This window comes from Prescottella sp. D32, from assembly GCF_037287305.1.
In the GTDB taxonomy this organism is placed as follows: domain Bacteria; phylum Actinomycetota; class Actinomycetes; order Mycobacteriales; family Mycobacteriaceae; genus Prescottella; species Prescottella equi.
Map to the genome: position 1 here is coordinate 412,840 of NZ_JARBSW010000003.1, position 25,629 is coordinate 438,468.

General features: G+C 69.8%; 28 protein-coding genes, 1 tRNA gene and 1 other RNA gene. 11 read left to right on the forward strand and 19 right to left on the reverse strand.

Going from position 1 to position 25,629, the window contains the following annotated elements; all coding sequences use genetic code 11:
* Positions 1-63: 63 nt before the first annotated feature.
* Together PSS76_RS16580 and rnpB are read right to left on the reverse strand one after the other, a co-directional pair.
* Positions 64-249, reverse strand: a complete 186-nt coding sequence (locus PSS76_RS16580) for a hypothetical protein (RefSeq protein WP_005512404.1) — start codon at positions 247-249, stop codon at positions 64-66.
* Positions 250-622: 373 nt separating this feature from the next.
* Positions 623-1,050: RNase P RNA component class A (gene rnpB / locus PSS76_RS16585), an RNA gene on the reverse strand.
* A 76-nt stretch (positions 1,051-1,126) separates the two neighbouring features.
* Here rnpB and PSS76_RS16590 point away from each other — a divergent pair.
* Together PSS76_RS16590 and PSS76_RS16595 are read left to right on the forward strand one after the other, a co-directional pair.
* Positions 1,127-1,654, forward strand: coding sequence for a DUF1697 domain-containing protein (locus PSS76_RS16590; RefSeq protein WP_064079277.1), 528 nt, complete (start codon positions 1,127-1,129; stop codon positions 1,652-1,654).
* A gap of 23 nt (positions 1,655-1,677) precedes the next feature.
* Positions 1,678-2,913 (forward strand): SLC13 family permease, encoded by a 1,236-nt coding sequence (locus PSS76_RS16595; RefSeq protein ID WP_013416427.1) that lies wholly within the window; start codon positions 1,678-1,680, stop codon positions 2,911-2,913.
* A gap of 6 nt (positions 2,914-2,919) precedes the next feature.
* Here PSS76_RS16595 and PSS76_RS16600 read toward each other — a convergent pair whose 3' ends face one another.
* Complete coding sequence (locus PSS76_RS16600; protein ID WP_005512397.1) at positions 2,920-4,305, reverse strand: dicarboxylate/amino acid:cation symporter; 1,386 nt, start codon at positions 4,303-4,305, stop codon at positions 2,920-2,922.
* Positions 4,306-4,619: 314 nt separating this feature from the next.
* Here PSS76_RS16600 and PSS76_RS16605 point away from each other — a divergent pair, with 314 nt between their 5' ends.
* On the forward strand, positions 4,620-5,075 hold the full coding sequence (locus tag PSS76_RS16605; protein WP_217627395.1) for a DUF4383 domain-containing protein: 456 nt from the start codon (positions 4,620-4,622) through the stop codon (positions 5,073-5,075).
* Here the strand turns inward: PSS76_RS16605 and PSS76_RS16610 are convergent.
* The 4 genes from PSS76_RS16610 to cobC form a co-directional block, all read right to left on the reverse strand.
* A complete protein-coding gene (locus PSS76_RS16610) occupies positions 5,053-6,186 on the reverse strand; it encodes a bifunctional RNase H/acid phosphatase (protein WP_005512393.1) in 1,134 nt (377 codons plus the stop codon). The genes PSS76_RS16605 and PSS76_RS16610 overlap by 23 nt on opposite strands.
* The gene (locus PSS76_RS16615) at positions 6,183-6,920 is read right to left on the reverse strand and encodes a zinc ribbon domain-containing protein (protein ID WP_005512392.1); all 738 of its coding nucleotides are present in this window, start codon (positions 6,918-6,920) and stop codon (positions 6,183-6,185) included. The genes PSS76_RS16610 and PSS76_RS16615 overlap by 4 nt, the downstream gene beginning before the upstream one ends.
* A 123-nt stretch (positions 6,921-7,043) precedes the next feature.
* Complete coding sequence (locus PSS76_RS16620) at positions 7,044-8,192, reverse strand: Nif3-like dinuclear metal center hexameric protein (protein ID WP_064078067.1); 1,149 nt, start codon at positions 8,190-8,192, stop codon at positions 7,044-7,046.
* Positions 8,189-9,235, reverse strand: coding sequence for an Rv2231c family histidinol phosphate aminotransferase CobC (cobC, locus tag PSS76_RS16625; RefSeq protein WP_242420556.1), 1,047 nt, complete (start codon positions 9,233-9,235; stop codon positions 8,189-8,191). Before cobC ends, PSS76_RS16620 begins: the two co-directional genes overlap by 4 nt.
* Positions 9,236-9,298: 63 nt before the next feature.
* Between cobC and PSS76_RS16630 the strand changes: the two genes are divergently transcribed.
* From PSS76_RS16630 to PSS76_RS16640, 3 genes are read left to right on the forward strand one after another with little or no spacing between them, the layout of a single operon-like run.
* Positions 9,299-9,976 (forward strand): HAD hydrolase-like protein, encoded by a 678-nt coding sequence (locus PSS76_RS16630; protein WP_081186688.1) that lies wholly within the window; start codon positions 9,299-9,301, stop codon positions 9,974-9,976.
* A 7-nt stretch (positions 9,977-9,983) separates the two neighbouring features.
* Positions 9,984-10,439 (forward strand): low molecular weight protein-tyrosine-phosphatase, encoded by a 456-nt coding sequence (locus tag PSS76_RS16635; RefSeq protein ID WP_013416434.1) that lies wholly within the window; start codon positions 9,984-9,986, stop codon positions 10,437-10,439.
* Between the two features lie 29 nt (positions 10,440-10,468).
* Positions 10,469-11,437, forward strand: a complete 969-nt coding sequence (locus PSS76_RS16640; RefSeq protein ID WP_084978875.1) for an SURF1 family cytochrome oxidase biogenesis protein — start codon at positions 10,469-10,471, stop codon at positions 11,435-11,437.
* A gap of 15 nt (positions 11,438-11,452) precedes the next feature.
* Here the strand turns inward: PSS76_RS16640 and PSS76_RS16645 are convergent, their stop codons facing one another.
* From PSS76_RS16645 to PSS76_RS16680, 8 genes are all read right to left on the reverse strand, one after another.
* Entirely contained in the window at positions 11,453-11,728 is a 276-nt protein-coding gene (locus PSS76_RS16645; RefSeq protein ID WP_064078070.1) for a putative quinol monooxygenase, read from the reverse strand.
* The gene (locus tag PSS76_RS16650; RefSeq protein ID WP_242420557.1) at positions 11,725-12,711 is read right to left on the reverse strand and encodes a cobalamin biosynthesis protein; all 987 of its coding nucleotides are present in this window, start codon (positions 12,709-12,711) and stop codon (positions 11,725-11,727) included. Before PSS76_RS16650 ends, PSS76_RS16645 begins: the two co-directional genes overlap by 4 nt.
* A gap of 71 nt (positions 12,712-12,782) precedes the next feature.
* Entirely contained in the window at positions 12,783-13,232 is a 450-nt protein-coding gene (locus tag PSS76_RS16655) for a hypothetical protein (protein WP_242420558.1), read from the reverse strand.
* A 95-nt stretch (positions 13,233-13,327) separates the two neighbouring features.
* Entirely contained in the window at positions 13,328-14,893 is a 1,566-nt protein-coding gene (locus tag PSS76_RS16660) for a polyamine aminopropyltransferase (protein ID WP_425355239.1), read from the reverse strand.
* Positions 14,890-15,360, reverse strand: a complete 471-nt coding sequence (locus PSS76_RS16665; RefSeq protein ID WP_037085118.1) for a DUF350 domain-containing protein — start codon at positions 15,358-15,360, stop codon at positions 14,890-14,892. The genes PSS76_RS16660 and PSS76_RS16665 overlap by 4 nt, the downstream gene beginning before the upstream one ends.
* Before the next feature lie 32 nt (positions 15,361-15,392).
* Positions 15,393-15,806, reverse strand: a complete 414-nt coding sequence (locus PSS76_RS16670) for a DUF4247 domain-containing protein (protein WP_005512381.1) — start codon at positions 15,804-15,806, stop codon at positions 15,393-15,395.
* The gene (locus tag PSS76_RS16675; protein ID WP_337456369.1) at positions 15,794-16,297 is read right to left on the reverse strand and encodes a DUF2617 family protein; all 504 of its coding nucleotides are present in this window, start codon (positions 16,295-16,297) and stop codon (positions 15,794-15,796) included. The genes PSS76_RS16670 and PSS76_RS16675 overlap by 13 nt, the downstream gene beginning before the upstream one ends.
* On the reverse strand, positions 16,294-16,890 hold the full coding sequence (locus PSS76_RS16680) for a DUF4178 domain-containing protein (RefSeq protein WP_005512379.1): 597 nt from the start codon (positions 16,888-16,890) through the stop codon (positions 16,294-16,296). The genes PSS76_RS16675 and PSS76_RS16680 overlap by 4 nt, the downstream gene beginning before the upstream one ends.
* 134 nt (positions 16,891-17,024) lie before the next feature.
* Between PSS76_RS16680 and PSS76_RS16685 the strand changes: the two genes are divergently transcribed.
* Complete coding sequence (locus PSS76_RS16685; RefSeq protein WP_005512377.1) at positions 17,025-17,771, forward strand: VIT1/CCC1 transporter family protein; 747 nt, start codon at positions 17,025-17,027, stop codon at positions 17,769-17,771.
* On the opposite strand, the gene PSS76_RS16690 is transcribed toward PSS76_RS16685, so the two are convergent.
* The 4 genes from PSS76_RS16690 to PSS76_RS16705 form a co-directional block, all read right to left on the reverse strand.
* Positions 17,748-18,293: a protein-tyrosine phosphatase family protein gene (locus PSS76_RS16690; RefSeq protein ID WP_013416444.1), complete on the reverse strand. Its 546-nt coding sequence runs from the start codon at positions 18,291-18,293 to the stop codon at positions 17,748-17,750. The two genes, PSS76_RS16685 and PSS76_RS16690, sit on opposite strands and share 24 nt — an antisense overlap.
* A 110-nt stretch (positions 18,294-18,403) precedes the next feature.
* Positions 18,404-18,475: transfer RNA gene (locus PSS76_RS16695), tRNA-Val, on the reverse strand.
* A 33-nt stretch (positions 18,476-18,508) separates the two neighbouring features.
* Complete coding sequence (locus PSS76_RS16700) at positions 18,509-18,973, reverse strand: peroxiredoxin (RefSeq protein ID WP_022596652.1); 465 nt, start codon at positions 18,971-18,973, stop codon at positions 18,509-18,511.
* Positions 18,974-19,058: 85 nt separating this feature from the next.
* Positions 19,059-19,481, reverse strand: coding sequence for a DUF3052 domain-containing protein (locus PSS76_RS16705; protein WP_022596654.1), 423 nt, complete (start codon positions 19,479-19,481; stop codon positions 19,059-19,061).
* A 387-nt stretch (positions 19,482-19,868) separates the two neighbouring features.
* Between PSS76_RS16705 and aceE the strand changes: the two genes are divergently transcribed.
* The 4 genes from aceE (at position 19,869) to acpM (ending at position 25,622) form a co-directional block, all read left to right on the forward strand.
* The gene (gene aceE / locus PSS76_RS16710; RefSeq protein ID WP_037085115.1) at positions 19,869-22,727 is read left to right on the forward strand and encodes a pyruvate dehydrogenase (acetyl-transferring), homodimeric type; all 2,859 of its coding nucleotides are present in this window, start codon (positions 19,869-19,871) and stop codon (positions 22,725-22,727) included.
* Positions 22,728-22,825: 98 nt separating this feature from the next.
* Complete coding sequence (locus PSS76_RS16715) at positions 22,826-24,175, forward strand: PucR family transcriptional regulator (protein ID WP_005512372.1); 1,350 nt, start codon at positions 22,826-22,828, stop codon at positions 24,173-24,175.
* A 127-nt stretch (positions 24,176-24,302) separates the two neighbouring features.
* The gene (locus tag PSS76_RS16720; protein ID WP_081263959.1) at positions 24,303-25,220 is read left to right on the forward strand and encodes an ACP S-malonyltransferase; all 918 of its coding nucleotides are present in this window, start codon (positions 24,303-24,305) and stop codon (positions 25,218-25,220) included.
* A 90-nt stretch (positions 25,221-25,310) separates the two neighbouring features.
* Positions 25,311-25,622 (forward strand): meromycolate extension acyl carrier protein AcpM, encoded by a 312-nt coding sequence (gene acpM / locus PSS76_RS16725; RefSeq protein WP_005512370.1) that lies wholly within the window; start codon positions 25,311-25,313, stop codon positions 25,620-25,622.
* Positions 25,623-25,629: the final 7 nt, after the last annotated feature.

Consider the following 25,629-nt stretch of genomic DNA (forward strand, 5'->3'; position numbering starts at 1 on the left):
GCAACGCCCCGGGCGTCCCCGGCCGTCGGCGCGAGCCGCGCCGACGGTTCGAGGCGGGTCAGGTCAGGCGTTCCACTCGTCGTCCGCGTCGTCCGCGGCCTTGTTCCGTTCGGCCGCGGTCTGCAGCGCCCGCTCGGCGCTCTCCCGGTCCGGATACGGTCCCATCCGGTCGAACACGTTGGCCGCCTTACCCTGGCTGACCGATCCGTCGCTGAGGCTGAAGTACCACTGCTTGTCGTCGTCGCTCATACCCCACAGTGTGCCCCGCCGAACGCACAGCCACCACGCCATCCGGGATCGGCGCGTGACGGCCGCGTGACATCACGGTGAAGTCGTGGACGTGGGTCTGTGACAAAACGCTGCCGACTGCTAATCTCTGCGCGTACCGCGCATTCTCGCCGACGCCTCGCGTCACTGGATTCTCGACGCGCTGGCGTCACAGATCGGAGCCCCGCATGTCCTACATCATCTTCGACACGCTTCTTCCCTACCTCGGCCAGACCGGCGCCGAGTACTGGGCCAAGCTGCTCATGATCAACCCGATCGGCGGCTACTTCCAGTAGGACATGCAGACGAAGGCCCCCGGTGTGCACCGGGGGCCTTCGTCGTATCGGCGTGTGGGCGGACGAGTTGGCGTGTAAGCCGGATCCTGTCCCCTGCGCTCGCGCGCCGGGTGGCGACCATCCATCTGGGCACACCGTCGCCGGGTACCTCGAGCAGTCCACCCGCAGGCTCGGGCGAGCAGCCCTCGAACACCTGCGCAGCCGCACCCGTGGTCCCGGAGGACACCGGTGCGGCCTTCGACCTTGCTCCGGGCGGGGTTTACCTAGCCGCCCCGGTCACCCGGGGCGCTGGTGCGCTCTTACCGCACCTTTTCACCCTCACCGACGCCTGAGCGTCGGCGGTCTGTTTTCTGTGGCACTGTCCCGCGAGTCACCTCGGGTTGCCGTTAGCAACCGCCCTGCTCTGTGGAGTCCGGACTTTCCTCGGCCCCGGGCCTGACACCTCGAGGATGTCGGTTCCCGTAGCCGCGGCCGCCCGGCCAACTCGTCCGCACGACAAGACTACTGGGTGCGGTCGCCGTGTCCGAACCCGCGGTGTCGGTGCTCGGCACTATCGTCGCGCCATGACGCGTTACGTGGCACTTCTGCGGGGAATCAACGTCGGCGGGATCAACATCAAGATGGCCGACCTGCGGCAGGTCTTCGTGGACCTCGGGTTCGACGAGGTGAAGACCGTCCTCGCGTCGGGCAACGTCCTGTTCTCCTCCGACCAGGTGGACGTCGCCGGCCTGAAGGCCACCATCGAGACCGCACTCCGGAAGGTGTTCGGGTACGAGGCGTGGGTGTTCGTGCTCGAGACGGCGACGCTGGCCCGGATCGTCGACGCCTACCCGTTCGATCCCGAACGCGCCGGCTGGCACCCGTACGTGATGTTCACCGCCGAGCCGTCGGTGCTTGGCGGACTGCTCGAGGTGCAAGACCGGCTCGACCCGGACATCGAGCGCATCGCGGGCGGCGACAATGTCCTGTACTGGGAGGTCGAGCGTGGGCGCACGCTCGACAGCACCTTCGGGAAGAACACGGGCAAGCCGAAACTCAAGTCGGTGACCACCACTCGCAATCTGCGCACCCTGGTGAAACTGCTGAAGTAGCCGCTGCGTGACATCATTCGTCGGTGACGATTGTGGCGGTGCTGCTGGTAGCCGCTGTGCTGATCTTCGCCGTCACACGCCCGCGCGGGCTGCCGGAGATAGTTGTCGCCGGCCCGGCCGCCCTCGTCGCACTCGCTGTCGGCGTGGTGACGCCGAGCCAGGCATGGGACGAGATCACCGCCCTGGCACCGACGGTCGGATTCCTCGCGGCGATCCTCGTGCTCGCCCACCTCGCCGACGCGCACGGGGTGTTCACCTGGGTCGCGGGTGTCCTGACGCGGACGGGCGGGGGTCATCCCCGACGCCTGCTCGCGCTCGTCTTCGCGGTCGCCGCCGCAACCACTGCCGTCCTCAGCCTCGACGCGACCGTCGTACTGCTCACACCGGTCGTCATCCGGGCGGCGCGGGCACTGCGCGTCTCGGTGCGTCCCGGCGCGTATGCGACGGCCCACCTGTCGAATTCGGCGTCGACGCTGCTGCCCGTGTCGAATCTGACGAATCTGATCGCGTTCTCCGCGACGGGGTTGACCTTCGTCCACTTCACAGCGGTGATGGCGCTGCCGTGGCTGGTCACGGTGGTGATCGAGTTCGCGATCTTCCTGGTGTTCTTCCGCCGCGAACTGACCGGCCCGGACGGCCCCCTCCCCACAGCGACGACGGCGGCGGAGCCCGCTCCGGTTCTGGCGTTGGCGGTGCTCGCCGCGACACTGGCCGGATTCGCGCTGGGCGGGCTGGTGGGTGTCGCGCCGGGGTGGATCGCGGCGGCGGGGGCCGCCGTGCTCGCGGTGCCGGCGCTCAGGGACGGACGCACGACGCCGAAGCGCATCGTCTACGCCGCCGACGTGTGGTTCTGCGCGTTCGTCCTGGCGCTCGGTGTGGTGGTGGCGGGTGTGGCCGCCGGACCGATCGGCGAGTGGATCGGCGAACGTCTGCCCGACGACGCCGGTCTCGTCGGCATGCTGGCGACCGCCGCGATCGCGGCCGTCGCCGCGAATCTGCTCAACAATCTGCCGGCGACGCTGCTGCTGCTCGCAGCGCTGGGGCCGGGCGCGCCGACCGGACTGGTGCTGGCGCTGCTGATCGGGGTCAATCTCGGACCCAATCTCACCTACGTCGGTTCGCTCGCCACGATGCTGTGGCGCCGCGTCGCTGCGGCCGGCGGGTGCCGGCCCGAGCTCGGCACGTTCACCAAGCTCGGGCTGGCCACCACACCACTGACGATCGTCGCGGCGACGACGGCGTTGTGGTTGGTCCTGTGACCGCGGTCAGCGGGCCGGTTCGAGCGATTCGTCCGCGAATGGATCGCCCTGGCGCGGTGCGTTGTACAGCTCCTCGTCGAGGATGCCCTCCCGCTTCGCGACGATCGTCGGAACCAGCGCCTGGCCGGTGACGTTGAGCGCGGTGCGGCCCATGTCGACGATCGGTTCGACCGCCAGCAGCAGACCCACACCGGCGAGCGGCAGGCCGAGGGTCGACAGCGTCAGCGTCAACATCACGGTGGCGCCGGTGGTGCCCGCGGTGGCGGCGGAGCCGATCACCGACACCACGACGATGAGCAGGTAGTCGGTGATGCTCAGATCGATGCCGTAGAACTGGGCCACGAAGATCGCCGCGATCGCCGGGTACACCGCCGCGCAGCCGTCCATCTTCGTGGTGGCACCGAGCGGCACCGCGAACGACGCGTACTCGCGCGGCACACCGAGGTTGCGTTCGGTGACGCGCTCGGTGAGCGGCAGCGTGCCGATCGAGGACCGCGAGACGAAGCCCAACTGGGTCGCCGGCCACACACCGGAGTAGAAGTTCTTCACCGACAGGCCGTGCACGCGAATGATGATCGGGTACACGACGAAGAAGACGATGGCCAGGCCGATGTAGATGGCGATGGTGAACACGCCGAGCTGGCCGATGGCATCCCAGCCGTAGGTCGCGACGGCCTTGGCGATCAACGCCGCGGTCCCGATCGGGGCGAGGCGGATGATCCACCACAGCACCTTCTGCACGATGGCGAGCAGCGCGGCGTTGAAGTTCAGGAACGGCTCGGCCTTCTCACCCACCTTGAGGGCGGCGATGCCGATAGCGATCGCGACGACCAGCAGCTGCAGCACGTTGAAGCTCAGCGACGTGGTCGCGGAGAATCCGGAGGCCGCGTCGCCGGTGACGGTGGTCTTGGCGCCGAGCCCGAGGAAGTTCTGCGGTACCAGGCCGGTGAGGAACGCCCACCACGACCCACCGCTCTTGGGAGCGGACGCCGTGTCGGCGTCGACGGTGGTGTTCGACCCGGGCTGGGTGATCAAGCCGACGACGATGCCGATCAGTACCGCGATGAACGCGGTGATCGCGAACCACAGCAGCGTCTGCACTGCGAGACGGGCCGCGTTCGCGACGTTGCGCAGGTTCGCGATGGAACTGACGATCGCGGTGAAGATCAGCGGGATGACCGCGACGGTCAGCAACGCCACGTAGCTCGAGCCGATCGTCTTGACGGTGCCGACGAGCCAGTTCTCGTTGCCGTCGGCCGCGTCGGGCATGGCGCGGGCGATCAGTCCGAGGACGACGCCGAGGATCAGACCGGCGACGATCTGCGGGCCGAACGAGGTTGCCCACTTGGGCAGGGCGCGCCGGGAGGGCGCGTCGAGGGTAGGGGCCGACATTTTGGCCTTTCGGGTGAAGATGTGGAGACGGCGGCGCACGACGACACGCGCGCGACCGGGATGGACGCACGGAAGGCTCGGAGATGGAGAGCCGTCCCGGGACTCGAGTGGTCGACCGGGTGTCAGCAGTGACAGACCGCGCTCGCCTGCAGACAGTTGTCGACGTAGCGGCGACAGGTCAGCAGGGCGTTCACAACGGTCGAGGCTACGCCTGCCGTCCATCCGTAATCCAATCGGATGCCCACCGCGTGGGAGTGCTGGGAGAATGGGTAGCCGGGAGTCGAGCAACCGTGCTGCCACCGGAGGTGGAATCGATGGACGAGCCCGAGGGCCTCGCCCGGACGACGACCCAACTCGCCACGACCGTCGTCGCGGCCGCGCTGCTGGCCACCGGGCTGCTCGGTTTCGTGCCCGGTGTCACGTCGGGTGTCGACGACATCGCGTTGGCCGGCCCCGGAACGGGCGCGCGCATGTTCGGGCTGATGGAGGTGTCCGTCCTGCACAACCTCGCCCACATCGTCAGCGGGGCGATCGGACTGGCGATGTCGCGCAAGCTGGCCACCGCGGAGATGTTCCTCATCGCCAGCGGCCTGGCCGCCGTGATGCTCGCCGTGTACGGGCTGGTGATCCGGCCCGACACGGCATCGAACTTCATGTCGATCAACTACGCGTCGAGCTGGCTCCACCTCGTGGCCGGCGTGGTACTGGTGTTCCTCGGCGTCGCGTTGCCGAGGCACGACGACGGCCCTACAAGTGCGACGTATCGTTGACCAGCCGGACCGACGAACCGCCGTCCGGGTAGAACTCGGCGATGCTCAGCGACGCCAGATCCAGATGCAGGCGATACAGCAGCGACGGTCCGACGTCGAGCGCCAGTTGGAGCAGTGTCTTGATCGGCGTCACATGCGTCACGACCAGGATGTTGGCGCCGGGATAGGACGCCGTCAGGTCGTCCCGGACCGTCTCGATCCGGGCCCGCACCTCGTCGAAGCTCTCGCCTTCCGGCGGGCGCACCGACGTGTCCGACAGCCAGCGGGTGTGAACGTCGGGGTCGCGCTGCTGGGCCTCGGCGAACGTCAGCCCCTCCCACTTGCCGAAATCGGTCTCGATCAGGCCGTCGTGGACGGTGACCGGCAGTCCCAGCGCCTCAGCCGCCGCGGCGGCGGTCTCGCGGGCCCGGCCGAGTGGTGAGCTCACGACCGCGGCGATCGCGCCCTTGTCGGCGATCCGCTGCGCCGCCGACCGCGCCTGGGTACGCCCGAACGCGGTGAGCGGCGGGTTGCCGCGGCCCGAGTACCGGCGTTCGACGGACAGTTCGGTCTGGCCGTGGCGCAGCAGCAGCATGCGGGTCGGCGCCCCGACCGCGCCGGTCCAGCCGGGGGACGTCGCGGCGGCGGACTCGGTGTCGGTCGCGGGGGAAGTCTCGGAGCCGGTCGCCGGGTCGGTATCCGCGAACCCGGACGTGATGGCGTCCTCCCCGTCCATCGCCTCGTTGGCGAGGCGATCGGCGTGCGAGTTCTCGGCTCGCGGGATCCACGTGAAGTCCACCCGGGCGAACCCGTCGGCCAGCTCCCGCGCGCGCTGTGCGAGCGGGATCATGTCCGGGTGCTTGACCTTCCAGCGTCCCGACATCTGCTCGACGACGAGCTTGGAGTCCATCCGGACGTCCACCTCGTGGGCACCGAGGTCCCGGGCCGCGGCCAGTCCGGCGATCAGTCCGCGGTACTCGGCGACGTTGTTCGTGGCCACCCCGAGGAACTCCCGACGCTCGGCGAGCACCCGGCCACGGTCGGCGTCGAACACCACCGCGCCGTAGCCCGCCGGGCCGGGATTACCGCGGGATCCGCCGTCGGCCTCGACGACGACACGATCCGAGGTCACAGACCGGACTCCTTGGTGCGCACCATGATTGCGCTGCACTCGGGGCATCGGACGACGACGTCGGCGGGGGTGGCGGCGATCCGGGCCAGCTCACCCCGGTCGATCTCGATGCGGCACGCTCCGCAGCGGCGGGCCTGCAGCAACGCCGCACCGACACCGCGCTCGGCGCGCTGCTTCTCGTAGATCGCCAGCAGCTCGTCGGGGAAGAGCCCGACGAGGCCGGAACGATCGGCGTCGCAGCGCTCCTGCGCCTTGTCGAGGTCGGCGACGGCGTCGTCGCGGCGGCGTTCGGCGTCGATGAGTTCGTCCTCGACCTGGGTCAGGCGTGCGCCCGCGTGGTCGTGGTCGGCCTGCGACGCCTCACGGCGCTCCATCACCTCGAGCAGCTCGTCCTCGAGGACGCTCTGCCGGCGCTCCAGGCTGCCGAGTTCGTGCTGCAGCTCGGACAGCTGCTTCGGCGCCAGCGTGCCGCCCTCGAGCAGCTTCCGGTCCCGGGTCTCGCGCTGGCGGACAGCGTCGACCTCACCCTCGAGCTTCTTGATGTCGCGATCCAGGTCGTCGAGCACGATCTCCACGGCCACGGCGGCGTCCTTGCGGGAGAGCCGCTCGGCCTCGAGCCGCTCCACTTCCTGCTGCTCGGGCAGGGCGGAGCGACGGTGCGCGAGCCGTGCCAGCTCGGTGTCCACACCGGCGAGCTGGAGAAGCTTGGACTGCACTGAGGGATCGACGTTCACGCGTGGAAGCTCCTGCTGTGTTCTTGTTGGTCACGAGTTCTCGAACGGGCCGAGATCAGGTGTCAACCGTACCCCCGACGGCGCGGTGTACCGACCACATCGGGCACCCCGCCGCCGCCTGCGTCAGTGGCAGGCGACCGTCCACGGGTCGGTGCGCAGTTCGGTGACCCGCACGTCCCACCCGTCGACGCTTCCGAAGCGGCCGTCGAGCACGCCCTTGGCCTGCGCACACCACGGCTGTTCGCTGGCCCAGTGCGCCACGTCGACGAGGGCCGGCCCGCCTCGGCGCAGGTGCTCGTCGGCCGGATGATGTCGCAGATCCGCGGTCACGTAGACGTCGGCACCGAGCCCGGACACCGTGTCCAGCAGCGAATCGCCCGAGCCACCGCACACCGCGACGGTCCGAACGACGCGGTCGGGGTCGCCGGCCGCCCGCACGCCCCACTCCGTCCGGGGTAGCGCCGCGGCGACACGGGCGGTGAACTCCCGCAGGGTCTGCGGTTCGGGTAGTTCGCCGATACGTCCGAGCCCGCGGCTGCCGGGGAAGTCCGCCGTCTCGAACACGTCGAACGCCGGTTCCTCGTACGGATGCGCGGCCCGCAACGCGGCCAGGATCCGGGCCCGCGACCGGCGCGGTGCGATCACCTCGACACGGTCTTCGCGCACCGTCTCGACCTCCCCGACGACGCCGAGCGTCGGGGCCGCCCCGGGCAGCGGGCGGAACTGACCGTCGCCGGTCACCGTCCAACTGCATTCGCGGTAGTCGCCGAGCTCGCCGGCCCCCGCCGCGAACAACGCCTCGCGGATCCGAACGGTGTCGGTGGTGGGGACCATCACCACCCACTTGTCGGTGGCGGTGTCCGGAATCGGGACCAGCGGGCGCGTCGCGACGAGGCCCAACGCGCCCGCGAGCGCGTCGGAGACTCCCGGGTCGGCGCGGTCGGCGTTGGTGTGGGCGCTGTAGAGCGCGCAGCCACCGCGGATCAGGCGGTGCAGCAGCGCACCCTTCGGCGTGTGTGCGCCGACGGTGTCGACGCCGCGCAGCAGCAGCGGGTGGTGCACCAGCAACAGCTGGGCACCGCTCGCGAGCGCCTCGTCCACCACGGCGGCGGTCGCGTCGACCGCGACGACCACCTTGCGCACCTCGTCGGCGGGGTCGCCGGCCACCAGGCCCACCGAGTCCCAGGACTCGGCGAGCGCCGGGGGGTACGCCGTCTCGAGTGCGCCGATCACGTCCGCCAGGGTCGGGACGGTCGTCGAGGTTGCGGTCACAGAATCTCCCTCATGGTCGTGATCAACTGTTCGGTCATCGCTCGCGGCCGGACCGCAATGCGCAGGAAATCGGGGCCCAGGCCCGGGAAGGTGTCACAGCGGCGCACCGCGACGCCCCTCCCCCGCAGGTGGGTGCGCATGCGTTCGCCGTCGGGCAGGTGCAGCAGCAGGAACGGCGCGGCAGCCGGGGTGTGCACCGCGATCCCCGCGTCCCGCAGCAGCGCCACCGCGGTGTCGCGGTCGGCCCCGATCCGCAGCGCCATCTGTCCCGCCTCGGCCACGGCGGCGGGCTCGCTGCACGCGGCGATCGCTTCGAGCTGCAGGCTCCCGACGGGCCAGTGCGGGCGCCCCACTGTCAGCCGGTCCAGGACGTCGGGATGGCCGAGGGCGTACCCGCACCGCAGTCCGGCGAGCGCCCACGTCTTGGTCAGGCTGCGCAGCACCAGGACGTCGGGCAGGGAATACCCGGCGACCGACGCCGCCTCGCCCGGGACGGCGTCCATGAACGCCTCGTCGACCACCAGGATCCGGCCCGGCCGCCGCAGCGCGAGGACGTCGGTCGCCGGGTGCAGCACCGACGTCGGGTTGGTGGGGTTGCCGATGACGACGAGGTCGGCCGATTCCGGCACCGCCGACGGATCGAGCCGGTACGGCGCGTCCAATCTCACGTGCGTGACCGGAATCCCCGCCTCGCGCAGGGCGAGTTCGGGTTCGGTGAACGACGGGTGGATCAGCGCGGCCTCACGCGGCCCCAGTCGCGGCAGCATCGCGAACCCCTCGGCGCCGCCCGCGAGTGCCAGCACCTCGTCGGGCGCACGCCCGTGCCGGGCCGCGACCTGCTCCCGCGCCCGCCGGTCGGACGCCTCGGCGGGATACCGGCCCAGCCCGGTCAGTGTGTCGGCGAGTCGGCGCCGCAGCCACTCGGGCGGGCCGTCTCCCTGCACGTTCACCGCGAAGTCGAGCAGTCCGGGAGCCGCCTCGGCGTCGCCGTGGTGCCGCAAGCGCGCGAGCGCGTCGAGCGCCGTTCCCGAACCGAATTCCATAGCCGTCGAGCCTACGGCGCGAGCCGGTGCTCACCGCCACGGACGTCCGATCACAATGGATGGGTGACGACGACCGCTGCACCCCTCGCGCCAGTCCTGCTGTTCGACCTCGACGGCACCCTCACCGACTCCGCACTCGGCATCCACAACGGCTTCCGGCACGCGCTGGCCGCGGTCGGTGCGCCCGCCCCCACCGCGGAAATGCTGGGGACGGTCATCGGACCACCGCTGATGGATTCGATGCGCGGCATGGGGCTCGACGACGCGGCCACCGCGGCGGCCCTGGCCGCGTACTTCGAGCGGTACGACGCCGTCGGCTGGTCCGAGAACCAGGTGTACGACGGCGTCGAGGCGATGCTCGCGGCGGCCGGTGCCACCGGGGCGAGGATGGCGGTCGCGACGTCCAAGACGGAGAAGTTCGCGATCCGGATTCTCGAGCACTTCGGGTTGGCCGACTACTTCGAGGTGATCGGCGGCGCCAGCAGCGACGGGTCGCGGCGCGCCAAGGCCGACGTCATCGGACACGTCCTCGGCGGGCTGGGGCTGTCGGCGACGACGGGCGGCACCGCCGACGTCGTCATGATCGGTGACCGCGAGCACGACGTACACGGCGCCGGGCACTGGGGTATTCCGACCGTGTTCGTCGAGTGGGGCTACGGCACCACCGCCGAGGCGGGACAGGCACGCTGGACGGCTCCGACGGTCGCCGACCTCACCCGGATCCTGACGGGGACGGCGTGACACGAGCATGATTCACGTCACTTTCGTGTGCACCGGAAACATCTGCCGCTCCCCGATGGCGGAACGCATCTTCGCCGAACACGTGCGCCGCGAGGGCCTCGGTGACCGGGTCCGGGTCACCAGTGCGGGCACCCACGGCTACCACGTCGGTGACGGGGCGGACCCGCGCACGGACAAGGTCCTCGAGGCCGCCGGGTACCCGACCGGGCACCGCGCCGCGCAGGTCGGCGACGACCATCTGTCCGCCGACCTGGTGGTTCCCCTCGACACCGGCCACGACCGGATCCTCGCGCGACTGGGGGTGCCCGCCGAGCGGCGCCGTCTGCTGCGCAGCTTCGACCCCCGCGCCGACGGCGATTCGGTGCCCGACCCGTACTACGGCGATGTCACCGATTTCGAACTCGTCCGCGACCAGATCGAAGCCGCCGTGCCCGGCCTGCTGGACTGGGTGCGGGAGAACTGACCTGCGCGCGAGCCAGTACCGTGGTAGCCGTGCGTAGGCTGACGTTTCTGCTGCGACCCGGCTGGCTGGCATTGGCTGCCGTCGTCGCCGGTTTCGCCTTCATGTGCTTCACCGTGCTGGCCCCGTGGCAGCTCGGGAAGAACACCCGGACCGAGCAGCGCAACGGGCTGCTCGAGCAGTCCCTGAACGCCGAGTCCGTGTCGATCGACACGCTGCTCGACGGGGGCGGACCCACCGAGAACGACGAGTGGCGCAGGGTCCTCGTCACCGGCACCTACGTACCGGACAGCGACCTGCTGGTGCGGCTGCGCTCGGTGGAGGACAAGCCGGCCTTCGAGGTGCTGACCCCGCTCAGGATGTCCGACGGCGACACCCTGCTCGTCAACCGCGGCTACGTCCGCCCCGAACAGGGCACGCAGGCTCCGCCCATCCCGGCTCCGCCCACCGGCGAAGTGACGGTCGAGGGCCGGATCCGGATGTCGGAGGGCACCGTCCCCGGTAAGGAGCCGATCAACGAGGCCGGCACCCGCCAGGTGTACTACATCGACTCCGGCCAGATCGGACAGTTCATCGGCACCGATCTGGTGACCGGCTACCTGCAACTCGACGACGCCCAGCCGGGCGGACTCGGCACGATTCCGCTGCCGCAGATCGACGCCGGGCCGTATCTCTCGTACGGCCTGCAGTGGCTGGCATTCGGCATCATGGCCCCGCTCGGTCTCGCGTACTTCGTTCGTGCCGAGCTGCGCGAGCGGCGGAAGGCCAAGCAGCGCACCGCGCCGACTGCGGCGCCCGACACTCCTGCGGCGCCCGACGCTCCCCCGGTGCCCGCCCCCGTCGAGGCGGCCGCGGAACCGACGCCCGCGCCGGCGGTTCACACAGCCGACGACTTCCAGCTGCCGGCCCGACGCGGACTGCGCCGCAAGAAGAAGACCGAAGAAGCCCCGGTCACGGCGTCGGAAGCGAAGCTCGCCGATCGCTACGGCAAGCACCGCTGACGGAGCGTCGGCCGGTCACGGCCGCTCGCACTCGAATTCGCGGACGTCGATCGCGAGGATGCGCGCCGTCAGATCGTCGCCCGGCCCGTCGCCGCGGAAGTCGTCGAGCGCGGACCGCGTCGTCCACATCTCCAGCACGTTGATGCGGTCCGGTTCCAGGAGGTCGGCGCCGAGCGCGTACTCGATGCAGCCGGACGCCGAGCGGGCCCGCGAGACGACGTCCCTGCACGAGTCCAGGTAGTTCGCGCGGTCGTGCGCCGCCACCGTCAGATGTCCCGCCACGATGATCATCGTTGCCTCCTCTCCGACATTCTTCCGGAGACGAGGACCGTCAGTGCAGCAACGAGTGCGGCCCCCGCCTGGACCGCCGACGACAGACGCGCGGCCCGCTCGAGGTCCGCGATCACCGGTGCCGGACCCGAGCCGAGCGTGGGCCGCATCTCCACGCCGTGCGCGTACTCGGTTCGGCCGCCCAGTTGCACGCCGAGCGCACCGGCCGCCGACGCCTCCGCCACTCCCGCGTTGGGGCTCGGATGCGCGGCCGCATCCCGGCGCCACGCCTGCACCGCGGCGCGCGGCGAGCCACCGACGACGGGGGCCGCGGCGACCGTGAGGGCTCCCGCCAGCCGCGCCGGAGCGAGGTTCACCACGTCGTCCCAGCGCGCCGCGGCCCAGCCGAAGCGGCCGTACCTGTCGTTGCGGTAGCCGATCATCGCGTCGAGCGTGTTGGACGCCCGGTACGCGAGCAGACCGGGCACCCCCGTGACCGCGCCCCAGAAGAGCGCCCCGACGGTGGCGTCGGAGGTGTTCTCCGCGACGGATTCGAGGCTGGCGCGCGCCAACCCGTCGGCGTCGAGGACACTCGGATCCCGCCCGCACAGCGACGGCAGGAGCGCCCGCGCGGATTCCAGATCGTCGGCGTCGAGGTGCCGGGCCATCGTGCGCCCCGTGTCGGCGAGTGATGTGCCGCCGAGGACCGTCCACGTCGCCGCGGCCGTCACTGCCGTCTGCCCCACCCAACCTGCGCGCCTGCCGCTGCGCTCGGCGAGCACGCCCAGCGCAGCGGTCGCGCCCACCAGGATCGCGGTGTGCGTGGCACCGGAGAGTCGGCTGTCCGCGTAGGTGCGCTTCTCCAAAGCCATTGCCGCGAGCCCGAAACCGGCCACGGGGTGCAGGCGTCGGGGATCACCGAGAGCGCGGTCGGCGAGGTATCCGAGGACGAGTCCCGTCGCGCGGGCTGTGGGCCGGGAACCTCGGCGGGGCAAAGAAGACACGACGGTATTTCTATCAATCCGGGCGTCCGGCGACGTAGCCGGTGCGACGAGGCCGTCGTGCGGTCGAGTCCCTAGGGGGTCCGCCACAGGTCGGCGTGTTCACACAGCTCACCGACCGGGCCGACCGTGACGTCACCGTGGGGGTCCACCCAGACCGGCTCCCCCGCACGCAGCCGAGGAACGAGTAGGTGCCGGCCTCGGCTCGGCCACTGGACGAAGTCGTATCCCGCGAGATTGTCCTGAACCACTTCGGCGACCCAGGTTGCCGATTCACCGAAGGTGGCGTCCATCGACAACGCGCCACCGATCCCGAAGCCCCCGATCCCTCGGACACCATGCCAGCCGATCCAGACGTGGTAGTTGCCGTCGATCACCAAGTCCCACTCCAGCCGATCGGTGTCGGCATACCGTCCGTACCGCAGGCAACGCAGGTCACGGCCAACCGCGACGAGCGCCCGCGTCCACGGGGCCGGAGGGTCGAAACCGGGTCCGTCGATGAATCCGGATCCGCCATCGATCATGGGTAGACGCCACACCAAACTGTCATTCCAGGGATCGAAACGGGGCATCGCACCATCATTGCCGACACGCCACGGCGAGGGACGTAGCTCGTGGACTACCGCTCGAACCCGCGCCGCATGTCGTCGACGATCCGCGGCCGGTCGAGGGTCGACGGCTCGAGGTCGCGCCGGGGCCGGTCGAGCGGGAAGACCGCCGCCGCAGCGAGGGTCGCGTCGTCGAGGAACCTGCGCGGCGGCGCGGACGGCGAGAGCGCCAGGGTCGGGGCCGGTCCGGCCTGCGCGAGAACGTATCCCCAGTCCCCGAAGCTGGGCACGTAGGCGTGGTACGGCGTCACCCCGAGCCCCACCGATGCGACGGTGGACACGGTGCGCCAGTAGGCGTCGGGCGTCGAGTACGGGCTGCCCGACTGCACCACCATCAGCCCGCCGGGGTTCAGCGCGGCCGCGACCAGCCCGTAGAACTCGGTGGAGTAGAGCCGGCCCAGTGTCGGGGTGTCGGGGTCGGGCAGGTCGACGATCACCGCGTCGAAGCCGTCCCCGCCGCGTTCGCGCAGCCACCGGAACGCGTCGGCGGTCACGACGTCCACCCGATCGTCCTCGAGCGCGCCACCGTTGAGGTCACGCAGCTTGGTGTTCGCCAGCTCCAGGACGGCGGGATCGAGCTCCACCTGCACGATCTCGCGGACCCCTTCCTGCCGCAACACCTCTCGCGCCGCGAGGCCGTCGCCACCGCCGAGGATCAGCACACGCTGTGGATCCCGGGCGAGCGCCGGGTAGACGAGCGACTCGGTGTAGCGGTGCTCGTCGCGGCTCGAGAATTGCAGGTCACCGTCCAGGTACAGGCGGATGTCGCCGGAACGCTCGGTCACCACGATCTCCTGGTACTGCGAACGCTGCGCGTACACGACCGGGTCGGGGTAGAGCCGCTGCCGCGACGTCGTCTCGATGTTCGACGCGCGCACCAGCAACGTGCCGAGCAGTGCGGCGGCGACGAGCAGCGCCAGCATCGACGCGGCCCGCGCCACGGGCTTCAGGTGCCCGCGGAGCAGGAACAGCGCGGCGACGGCCGCGGCCACGAGATTCACCATGCCGGTGAGCGCGGTCCCGCGGATCAGCCCTGCCGCCGGCAGCAACAGGAACGGCCACGCCAGTCCACCGATGAGAGCGCCGGCGTAGTCGGCGGCGTTGAGATTGGCCAGGACCTTGCCCGTGTCGGCGGCGTCGGTGTCGCGGCCGGTCTGGAGCAGCGTCATGAGCAGCGGCACCTCGGCGCCGACGAGCATGCCGATGGCCGCGGTCGCCAGCACCAGCACCCACGTCGACGAGCCCAGGAACGTGAACGCGACGTAGAGCGCGGCGGCGCTCACGCCGCCCACCAGACCCAGTACCACCTCGACCGCGACGAACGCCGGCGCCGCCCGCGTCAGCAGCGGCTTGGCGGCCAGTGCGCCGAGACCGAGCGCCGCGACGAATCCGGCCACGATGAGCGAGGTCTCGGTGATTCCGCCGCCGGTCAGGCTCGCCGACAGCGTCAGCAGCGCCAGCTCGTAGACCAGCCCGCACGCCGCGCACGCGGCGACGGCGGCGAGCAGCAGCACCCGCGACCGTCGCCCCAGCGCGGGGGCCGCCGCGACGGTCTCCGGCGGCGCGGTCACGGTCACGACAGGGCGGCGGCGTTGACCAGGCCCACCGAGAACAGGGTCACCGCGACGGCCCACGCCGCGCCGCACATGCGGGGCTCGCCCACCAGCGCGACGAGCCGACCAGGCAGAAGCACGTTCATGATCGCCAGCGCGGCGGCCTGCAACACCACACCCACCACGCCGTAGACCAGCGAATCGGCCAGACCCTGCGCGAAGCCGTCGGAACTGGTGAGGATCGCGGTGACGACGATGATGGCGAGCGCCAGGTGGTTGGCGCCGAGCAGCAGCGCCGCGTTGGGGTTCTTCTCCACGTACACCTGATGACGCAGATTGCCCGGGGTGAGGGCGTCGAGCATCGCGAAGCCTGCCGCCAGCACGGCGACGCCCACCGCGAAGAACGCGAGGGTGGCGAGCACGCCCCCGACCATCGGCAGGAACTCCACGGTTCCGATCTCGGTGGCGGCGGCCAGGTTCGTGACGGTCATGTTCGCGCTCCCGGATTGCTGAGTGATGGTGGTCATTTCGCGTCCCCGGATCCCCCGGAGGTGTTGCCGGCGGCCGGCGATCCGGGCGTGAACCCGGGCCCGAGATAGACGAAGTGGCCGCCGCGGTATCGGCCGTCGAGGTCTTCGACGGAGATGTTGCTGCCACCGCCCGCCGCCGGGCCGACGGTGACGATGTCGTCGTTGTAGCGCAGGTACTCGTTGCCGCCGTCGGCCTTACGTGCCGCCGGTTCGTCCTCGTCGACGATCCGGGTCACGGTGGTGCCCACCGGGTCCGGTGACCAGTAGTTGGTGATGTCGCCCTGCGAGCCGCGGTGCTCGAATCGGTCGGCGAGGTGGTCCCGCACATTGCTGCCGCCGCATCCGGCTGTGAGCGCGACGACCGCGCCGAGCAGCGCGCCGGCCACGACCCGCCTCACGGCCGCCACCGGCTCTCGGTCGAGACCACGGTGCCGCCGCCGCCCCCCGGATACAGATGCCAGGTGCGCCAATGCCATTGCCCCGCACGTGCGGCCGCGGTCAGCGCGGTGAGCGCGTCGCGATCGCCCGGGAATGCCCCGCACACCCAGCCCTCCCCCGACGACTGCTCGCGCAGCGCCGCGGCGCGAAGACGGAACTCGTCCTCCGGCACCAACTCGGTTCGGGAGACGAATCGATAGCCGTGCCGCTCTTTCACTTCCGGCAACCGCATGCCACCGGAGCGGACGGCCTCACACGAGACCTGCTCGGTGAGCATCCGGCCGCCGGCCTCGGCGACCACCACGTGCGACGCGCCCAGCACGCCCAGCGTCAGCGATCCGGCGAGCCCGTCGTGCAGGTGCAGTTCCGCGAGCGTCGCGGGTACGGGAGCGTCCAGCACGAGGCCGAGGGCATCCGCGGCGACGTCCGCCGGTTCGACCTCGAGTAAGTGGACGCTCACTGCGCGGGACCGGCGTGGATCACGGTCAGTTCGCTGCGAGTGACGGCGCGTCCGGTCGACACCTCCCACGACGAGGTCCGGGCCCAACGCTCGAACGCGAGCAGGCCGGTCTTGTCGGCGGTCTCGTAGTCGGCGTAGTCCATCGATCCGGTCGGAGCGGTGCCGGTGGTGCCCTCGGCGGTGAAGCGTGCGGAGCCGGACTCGATCTTCCGGTAGACACGGTCGTCGAGGACGACGTCGCCGCCGGGTTCCAGACCGGTGCCCTCGCGGCGCATCCACAGCGTCATCTCGAGCTCACCCTCGTCGTCCTCGACGGTGAGCCAGCGGCGGCCGGTGGAGCCGTCCAGCAGGTGTTCACGCCACTGGTAGCCCTCCTCGTCGAGGACGATGGTGCCGCGCACGACGTGGTCGATGCCCGCGTACGTGACGATGTCGCCGACACCGATCTTGTGCGGGTCGTAGACCTCCGGGTAGTCGGCCAGCGGATCGACGCGGCGCGGCGCCGACTTGGGCTTCGTGCGCTGGACGACCACGACGATCCCGACGATCACAACCAGGATCAGCAGGACGACGAGAAGAATCATCACACCCATCAGGACATTTCCCCCATACTCGATGTGTTCCGGGGCACGACCCTACCTGCGCCTCGCGGGCCGCATCCAACCCACGACTTCGGACAGCCTTCCATTGCTGGTCGAGGGGACGCGGCCGCAATAGTCTTCGAGACGTGACCTCACACAAGGAGTCGCCCGAGCAAGCCGGCCCCGCCGGAGTCCACGACGCGGAACCGCACCTGGGATCGCTCTCGTCGCGGCTGAACTGGTTGCGCGCAGGCGTACTCGGCGCCAACGACGGCATCGTCTCGGTCGCCGGCCTGGTTGTCGGCGTCGCTGCGGCCACCACCGACCGTGGACCCATCCTCACCGCGGGCCTGGCCGGTCTCGCGGCCGGCGCCGTGTCGATGGCGTTGGGCGAGTACGTCTCCGTGAGCACCCAGCGCGACACCGAACGGGCGCTGCTGGCCAAGGAGAAGCACGAGCTGTCGACCATCCCCGAGGCCGAACTCGAGGAACTGGCGTCGCTGTACGAGGCGAAGGGCCTGTCGTCCGAGACGGCTCGAAAAGTGGCCGAGGAACTGACCGAGCACGACGCGTTCGCCGCGCACGCCGAGGCGGAACTCGGCATCGACCCGGACGAGCTCACCAACCCCTGGCAGGCGGCCGGCGCCTCGGCGATCTCGTTCACCGTGGGAGCGATCCTGCCGATGCTCGCGATCCTGCTGCCCCCGGCCACCGCGCGAATTCCCGTCACGTTCGTGGCCGTCCTGGTCGCACTCGCGATCACCGGCAGTCTCAGCGCCCGACTGGGCGGCGCGCGCCGGTCCCGCGCCGTGCTGCGGGTGGTGACCGGTGGTGCACTCGCGATGGCCGTCACCTACGGGATCGGTCAGCTACTCGGGGTTGCGGGAGTCTGACGCGGGTTCGACGGGTTCGCCCAGCAGCCAGGCCTCGAACGCCTCGTTGCACAGGCAGGCGGGCGAACGCCGCTCCCGCAGCACCGCGATCGCGCCGGCCGGATCGGCCTCTTCGGACAGCACCATCGCCCGCGCCGCGACCAGACTCGACCGGTTGAGCCCCACCTGGCAGTGGATCAGTACCGGGCCGGTCTCCCGGCACACGTTCACCCACGCCGCGAGTGCGTCCACCTGTTCGAAACCCTGCTCGGCGCTGTCGTACATGCGCACGTACATCTCGGAGTCGACGGTGTGCCGGATGTCGTACTGCTCCCACGGATACAGCGAGACGAGGTGTTTGACGAAGTCCGGCAGGACCAGCCCCTCCCGACACCCGCCCTGCCACAGATTCCGCGAAATCTCACTGATCACCGGGACATCGAACGGCAGGTGCTTGTGCGCGGTGATCCCGATCAGATGCTGCCGCATCGGGTCCAGCGCGATGTCGATCGCTGTCGGATCGACGGTGGGGTCCGTCGCCATCTTCGTCCGTTCCGTCGTCGTCCTTCCAGTATCGACTCGGCACGCTCCGGATTCGGGGCGAACGCACGCGAAAACCCCGCATCGCAATTCGCGAGTGCGGGGTTTCGATGTGGGCGCGGAGGGTTTCGAACCCCCGACCGCTGGTGTGTAAAACCAGAGCTCTACCACTGAGCTACACGCCCGAAATCCGGCGACCGAGGTCGCCGGATTTGCCTTCAGGACTTTAGCGCGGTGAGCGCTTTCTCCCAAGCTGCCTGGTCACGGGGTTCGCCGGGGCCGTTCATCTCGGCGAACCGGATGACGCCTTCCTTGTCGATGGCGAACGTGCCGCGGTTGGCGAAGCCGAGTTTGTCGTTGAAGACGCCGTAGGCCTCGGCGACGGCTCCGTGCGGCCAGAAATCCGACAGCAGCGGGAAGGTGTATCCCTGCTCGGCGGCCCAGATCTTGTGGGTCGGCGACGGGCCGACGGAAACCGCGAGGATCTCGGCGTCGTCGTTCTGGAACTTCGGGAGCTCGTCCCGCACGCGGCACAGCTCGCCCTGGCAGACACCGGTGAACGCCAACGGGTAGAACACGAGCAGAACGTTCTTCTTCCCGCGGAAGTCCGACAGCGTGACTTCCTGGTTGTTCTGGTCCTTGAGTGTGAAATCGGGCGCGACTGCGCCCACCTCGAGAGGCATGCCTGTTCCTAACGTCGGGTACGGCAGCACGTCCGTCACGACCAAAGTACGCCGTGCGGAAGTGCGTGGATGAGGCTTCGAGCGGTCAGCGCTTGGGGGCGCGGGCCTTGGGCTGCACCAGTCGGCTACCGCTCCACATGCCGAGGTTCGCTGCCGAGGTCTGGGTCAGACCTGCGGTGGGTGCGGATTCGGCGATCTCACTGGGCTCGACGTGCCCGGGCTGCCCGGTCTTCGGGGTGAGCACCCACACGAATCCGTCGTCGGACAGCGGTCCGATCGCATCCATCAGCGCGTCGACCAGGTCACCGTCGCCGTCGCGCCACCACAGCAGCACGACGTCCATGACCTCGTCGGATTCCTCGTCGACCATCTCGCCACCGATGGTCTCCTCCACCGCCGAACGAATGTCGTCGTCGGTGTCCTCGTCCCAGCCCAGTTCCTGAACCACCATTTCGGGGGTAATGCCAAGCTTCTGAGCGTAGTTCTGAGCGTCCGCCGCGGCGACCACGGTGGTGTCCTCCTCTGTTCGGTCGGCCGCAGCATCCGCGAAACCCTCCGCGAGGTGCTGCTGACCTTGGTGGCGATCGAGCGTCCGTCGATCAATAGGTGAAAGCGAACATGGTCGGAAGCTTTCGCGCAAGCCGACGAACCCGAAAACCTCGAGAAAGTCCGCGCGAATTCCTGAGAATCGCCGCGAACTGGACGTTCTCCGACCGAACCGTCGGACCGCGACGCGCCGGGTACCGGACAACAGGAGCGGGGGTGCCTCCGGAGTCCGGATGGGGAAAGATGAGGGCTGCGCCATATTCATATGGAAAGTCGGACGGTCCTAACAAGGACCGCCCGGATGGAGCGGACGCGATACCGCGCGTCCCACCACAATGAGGAGCACACCTTGTCAGACCTGATCCAGGGGCCCGCGTCTCAACCGAACGCCGACACACCGGGCGTTTCCGGAGCGGTCCAGCCACCTGCCGCGAACGCGCAGCCCGGAGCCGACGGCCGGGTCCGCGTCATCCGCGAGGGCGTGGCGTCCTACCTGCCGGACATCGATCCGGACGAGACCACCGAGTGGCTCGAATCTTTCGACGGTCTGCTGGACCGTTCGGGTTCCGCCCGTGCCCGCTACCTGATGCTGCGCCTCCTCGAGCGCGCCGGCGAGAAGCACGTGGCGATCCCCGCCCTCACGTCCACGGACTACGTGAACACGATCCCGACCGAGAACGAGCCGTGGTTCCCCGGTGACGAGGACGTCGAGCGCCGGTACCGCGCCTGGATCCGCTGGAACGCCGCGATCATGGTGCACCGCGCGCAGCGGCCCGGTGTCGGCGTCGGCGGCCACATCTCGACGTACGCGTCGTCCGCCGCCCTCTACGAGGTCGGCTTCAACCACTTCTTCCGTGGCAAGGACCATCCGGGCGGCGGCGACCACATCTTCGTGCAGGGCCACGCCTCGCCGGGCATCTACGCCCGCGCGTTCCTCGAGGGCCGCATCCCGGCCGAGCAGATGGACGGCTTCCGCCAGGAGGCCAGCCACGCCCAGTCCGGCGGCGGCCTGCCGTCGTACCCGCATCCGCGCCTGCTCCCGGACTTCTGGGAGTTCCCGACGGTGTCGATGGGCCTGGGCCCCATGAATGCCATCTACCAGGCACGCTTCAACCACTACCTGAACGACCGGGGCGTCAAGGACACCTCGGATCAGCACGTGTGGGCCTTCCTCGGCGACGGCGAGATGGACGAGCCGGAGTCGCGCGGCCTCGCGCACGTCGCGGCCACCGAGGGCCTCGACAACCTGACCTTCGTCATCAACTGCAACCTGCAGCGCCTCGACGGTCCGGTCCGCGGCAACGGCAAGATCATCCAGGAGCTGGAGTCGTTCTTCCGCGGCGCCGGCTGGAACGTCATCAAGGTCGTGTGGGGCCGCGAGTGGGACGCGCTGCTGCACGCCGACAAGGACGGCGCGCTCGTCAACCTCATGAACGAGACGCCGGACGGCGACTTCCAGACGTACAAGGCGAACGACGGCGCGTTCGTCCGTGAGCACTTCTTCGGCCGCGACCCGCGCACCAAGGCGCTCGTCGCCGACATGAGCGACCAGGAGATCTGGAACCTCAAGCGCGGCGGCCACGACTACCGCAAGATCCACGCGGCGTACGCGGCGGCGATGGCACACAAGGGCCAGCCGACGGTGATCCTGGCGCACACCATCAAGGGCTACACCCTCGGTAAGCACTTCGAGGGTCGCAATGCCACGCACCAGATGAAGAAGCTCACGCTCGACGACCTCAAGCGGTTCCGCGACATCCAGCGCATCCCGATCTCCGACGCGGAGCTCGAGAAGGATCCGTACCTGCCCCCGTACTACCACCCGGGGCCGGATTCGCCGGAGATCCAGTACATGCTGCAGCGCCGCAAGGCCCTCGGCGGCTTCCTGCCGTCGCGCCGCACCGACGCCGCCCCGCTCCCGCAGCCGGCGGACAAGACCTACGACGTCGTGCGCAAGGGCTCGGGCAAGCAGGAGGTCGCCACGACGATGGCCGTCGTGCGCATCCTCAAGGAACTGTTGCGCGACAAGGAAATCGGCAAGCGCATCGTGCCGATCATCCCCGACGAGGCCCGTACGTTCGGTATGGACTCGTGGTTCCCGTCGCTGAAGATCTACAACCGCAACGGCCAGCTGTACACGTCCGTGGACGCCGAACTGATGCTCGCCTACAAGGAGAGCACCGTCGGCCAGATCCTCCACGAGGGCATCAACGAGGCCGGCTCGACGTCGTCGTTCACCGCGGTGGGCACGTCGTACGCCACGCACGGTGAGCCGATGATCCCGGTCTACATCTTCTACTCGATGTTCGGGTTCCAGCGGACCGGCGACGGCCTGTGGGCGGCCGCCGACCAGATGGCCCGCGGCTTCGTCCTCGGCGCCACCGCCGGCCGGACCACCCTCACCGGTGAGGGTCTGCAGCACGCCGACGGCCACTCGCTGCTGCTGGCGTCGACCAACCCCGCGGCAGTGTCCTACGACCCGTCGTTCTCGTACGAGATCGCGCACATCGTCAAGGACGGCCTGCGCCGCATGTACGGCGGAACGCCGGGCGTCGACGGCTTCGGTGGCGAGAACATCTTCTACTACCTGACCGTCTACAACGAGCCGTACCAGCAGCCCGCCGAGCCGGAGAACCTGGACGTCGAGGGCCTGCTCAAGGGCATCTACCTGTACAAGCCGGCCGAAGGTTCGGGACCGCGCGCCCAGATCCTCGTCTCCGGCGTCACCATGCCCGACGGTCTGCGCGCACAGCGGCTGCTCGCGGACGAGTGGGGCGTGGCCGCGGACGTGTGGTCGGTGACGTCGTGGGGCGAGCTGCGCCGCGACGGTGTCGAGTGCGAGCGCGAAGCGCTGCACAACCCCGGCGCCGACGCCCCGACGCCGTACGTGACCAAGGCGCTCTCGCAGGCGCAGGGCCCGTTCGTCGCCGCCTCCGACTGGATGCGCGCGGTGCCGGACCAGATCCGTCAGTGGGTGCCCGGTTCCTACACGACGCTCGGCACCGACGGGTTCGGCTTCTCCGACACCCGCCCGGCCGCGCGCCGCTTCTTCAACGTCGACGCCGAGTCGATCGTCGTCGCGGTGCTCTCCGCGCTGGCGAAGTCCGGCGAGGTCGACCGGTCGAAGGCCGTCGAGGCCGCAGCCCGGTACCGGATCGACGACGTGCTGGCCGCGCCGGTGTCGATGGCGGATCCCGGCGTCGCCTGAGCCCACCGGATGACACGGCCTCGCGGCCGCTGAACATGCCCGTCGCCTGCTCGAGTGTCCCCGAGACCTCGTGCAGGCGGCGGGCGTAAGTTCCTTTCATGGCCGAGGATCAGCCCGAGACGTCGAACAGCTCGCCGGAGCTGCCCGCCCTGCGCGAGGTACCGGCGCGACGTGTCCGCTACCAGCCCCCGCCACCCGCGACGGGCGGCCGGCCCACCCGGGATTCGTTGCCGGATGCACTCCTGCGCCGGGTCAAGCAGTTCTCGGGACGACTGTCCACCGAGGCGATCGCCTCACTTCAGGACCAGCTGCCGTTCTTCGCCGACCTCGACGCCGAGCAGCGCGCAAGCGTGCAGATGATCGTCCAGAAGTCGGTCGTGAACTTTCTCGAATGGCTCACCGACTCGGACAGCGACATCCGCTTCACCATCGATGCCTACCAGGTGATTCCGCAGGACCTCGCCCGCCGGCTGACCCTGCGCCAGACGGTCGACATGGTCCGCGTGGCCATGGAGTTCTTCGAGCAGCGATTGCCCGCTCTCGCCCGCAACGACCGGCAGCTGGTGGCCCTCACCGAGGCGATCCTGCGGTACGGCCGCGAGCTGGGCTTCGCAGCCGCCTCCGTGTACGCCAGCGCCGCCGAGTCCCGCGGCGCATGGGACACCCGACTCGAGGCCCTGGTCGTGGACGCCGTGGTGCGCGGCGACACCGGCTCCGATCTGCAGTCCCGGGCCGCCACCCTCAACTGGGACGCCACCGCCCCGGCGACCGTTATCGTCGGCACTCCCCCGCCCGAGGAGGGCGTGTCGGTGATCGGGACCGTGCACAGTACGGCGCAACGGCACGGCCGGGGAGCGCTCGCGGTGATCCAGGGCGACCGGCTGGTCCTCGTCGTCAGCGGCGAGTTGCACGGGAGCAAGGCGGCGCGCGAGTTCATGGCCGACCTGATGGACAAGTTCTCCGACGGGCCCGTCGTGATCGGACCGACCACCCCGAGCCTGGGCGCCGCCCACTTCAGCGCGGTCGAGGCGTTGGCCGGGATGGAGGCCGTCGTCGGCTGGCGTGGTGCGCCGCGCCCGGTGTTCGCGGCGGAGTTGTTGCCCGAACGTGCCCTGCTCGGGGACACCGCGGCGGTCGCCGCCCTGACCGAGCGTTTGATCCAGCCACTGACCGGCTCGGGGACCGCCCTCGCCGACACCCTCGACGCCTACCTGGACTCCGGCGGCGCCGTCGAGGCCTGTGCCCGTCAGCTGTTTGTTCATCCAAATACGGTCCGATACCGCTTGAAGCGAATTTCAGAAATCACAGGGCGCGATCCGACGAACCCGCGAGACGCGTATGTGCTCCGCGTCGCAGCGACGGTGGGCCGACTTGCCCAAACGCCCGTTCAAACGTCGACTTCCGACACATCCGTCACAAACTTCACAATCCGGAGGGTAGGAACGTAACGCTGGGGTGCCCGAATTCGATAGGGAGCGCCCACGTGCATTTTTGTAGGGAACCTACAAAACACGTGTCCGGGTTTCATCCCCGACAACATCTCGCAGCACCGCGGGAGGGTGTTCCCTTGAATGCGTGATTTCGTTGCTAGCCCCGGGTCAGGGCTCTCAGACACCCGGCATGCTCAGCCCCTGGCTGGACCTGCCGGGCGCGCACGATCGCGTGACGCTGTGGTCGAAGGCTTCCGGTCTCGATCTCGTCCGGCTCGGCACCACCGCCACCGCCGAGGAGATCACCGACACGGCGGTCACCCAGCCACTGGTCGTCGCCGCCGCACTCCTCGCTTACGAGGAGCTCGAGCGACGCGGCTCACTTCCTGCCGACACGATCGCCGCCGGGCACTCGGTCGGCGAACTCGCCGCGGCCGCGGTCGCCGGAGTCCTCGCGTCCGACGACGCCGTAACCCTCGCCGCGATCCGCGGCGCCGAGATGGCGAAGGCGTGTGCCCTGGAACCGACCGGAATGTCGGCGGTCCTGGGGGGCGACGAGGACGCGGTGCTGTCCCGGCTCGAGGAGCTCGACCTCACGCCGGCCAACCGCAACGCGGCCGGTCAGATAGTCGCGGCCGGGCGGCTCGAGTCTCTCGAGCAGCTCGCCGCCAATCCTCCGGAGAAGGCCCGCGTACGGGCCCTCCCGGTGGCCGGGGCGTTCCACACCCGGTTCATGGCGCCCGCGCAGGACGCCGTCGCCGCCGCGGCCGCACGGATCACCCCCGGGGATCCGACGCGGACGCTGCTGTCCAACTCGGACGGCGCGCCGGTCACTTCCGGCGCGGACGCCCTGACTAAGCTGGCCGCGCAGGTGACCCGACCTGTGCGCTGGGATCTGTGCACCGCGACGTTGCGGACCGCTCAGATCTCGGCCATCGCGGAACTTCCTCCGGCAGGCACCCTGATCGGGATCGCCAAGCGTGAGATGCGTGGCACCCCGACCGTGGCGCTGAAATCTCCCGGGGACATTCCCGCCCTGACCGAACTCACCGAAATCGGTTAGCTCCGTGCGCGCACACCACGCGCGCACCGGTCCGGCGTCCGTCGGGCCGAAAGCCGAGACACGAACATCGAAAAAGAAGGGAGCCACCTAGTGGCCGCCAACCAGGAAGACATCATCGCCAACCTCGCCGAGATCATCGAAGAGGTCACCGGCATCGAGCCGTCCGAGGTCACCATCGAGAAGTCGTTCGTCGACGACCTCGACATCGACTCGCTGTCCATGGTCGAGATCGCGGTGCAGACCGAGGACAAGTACGGCGTGAAGATCCCCGACGAGGATCTGGCCAGCCTGCGCACCGTCGGCGATGTCGTCGCGTACATCCAGAAGGTGGAGGCCGAGGGTGGCGAGGCCGCCGAGACCGTCAAGGCCAAGCTCGAGGCCACCAAGAACGACGACGAGTGAGCCAACC

Excerpts from the sequence above, each read along its gene's own strand:
- PSS76_RS16580 (WP_005512404.1), bottom strand. The coding sequence starts at position 249 with ATGAGCGACGACGACAAGCAGTGGTACTTCAGCCTCAGCGACGGATCG.
- PSS76_RS16590 (WP_064079277.1), top strand. The coding sequence starts at position 1,127 with ATGACGCGTTACGTGGCACTTCTGCGGGGAATCAACGTCGGCGGGATC.
- PSS76_RS16600 (WP_005512397.1), bottom strand. The coding sequence starts at position 4,305 with ATGTCGGCCCCTACCCTCGACGCGCCCTCCCGGCGCGCCCTGCCCAAG.
- PSS76_RS16605 (WP_217627395.1), top strand. The coding sequence starts at position 4,620 with ATGGACGAGCCCGAGGGCCTCGCCCGGACGACGACCCAACTCGCCACG.
- cobC (WP_242420556.1), bottom strand. The coding sequence starts at position 9,235 with ATGGAATTCGGTTCGGGAACGGCGCTCGACGCGCTCGCGCGCTTGCGG.
- PSS76_RS16635 (WP_013416434.1), top strand. The coding sequence starts at position 9,984 with ATGATTCACGTCACTTTCGTGTGCACCGGAAACATCTGCCGCTCCCCG.
- PSS76_RS16645 (WP_064078070.1), bottom strand. The coding sequence starts at position 11,728 with ATGATCATCGTGGCGGGACATCTGACGGTGGCGGCGCACGACCGCGCG.
- PSS76_RS16655 (WP_242420558.1), bottom strand. The coding sequence starts at position 13,232 with ATGATCGATGGCGGATCCGGATTCATCGACGGACCCGGTTTCGACCCT.
- PSS76_RS16665 (WP_037085118.1), bottom strand. The coding sequence starts at position 15,360 with ATGACCGTCACGAACCTGGCCGCCGCCACCGAGATCGGAACCGTGGAG.
- PSS76_RS16680 (WP_005512379.1), bottom strand. The coding sequence starts at position 16,890 with ATGGGTGTGATGATTCTTCTCGTCGTCCTGCTGATCCTGGTTGTGATC.
- PSS76_RS16690 (WP_013416444.1), bottom strand. The coding sequence starts at position 18,293 with ATGGCGACGGACCCCACCGTCGATCCGACAGCGATCGACATCGCGCTG.
- PSS76_RS16700 (WP_022596652.1), bottom strand. The coding sequence starts at position 18,973 with ATGCCTCTCGAGGTGGGCGCAGTCGCGCCCGATTTCACACTCAAGGAC.
- PSS76_RS16715 (WP_005512372.1), top strand. The coding sequence starts at position 22,826 with ATGGCCGAGGATCAGCCCGAGACGTCGAACAGCTCGCCGGAGCTGCCC.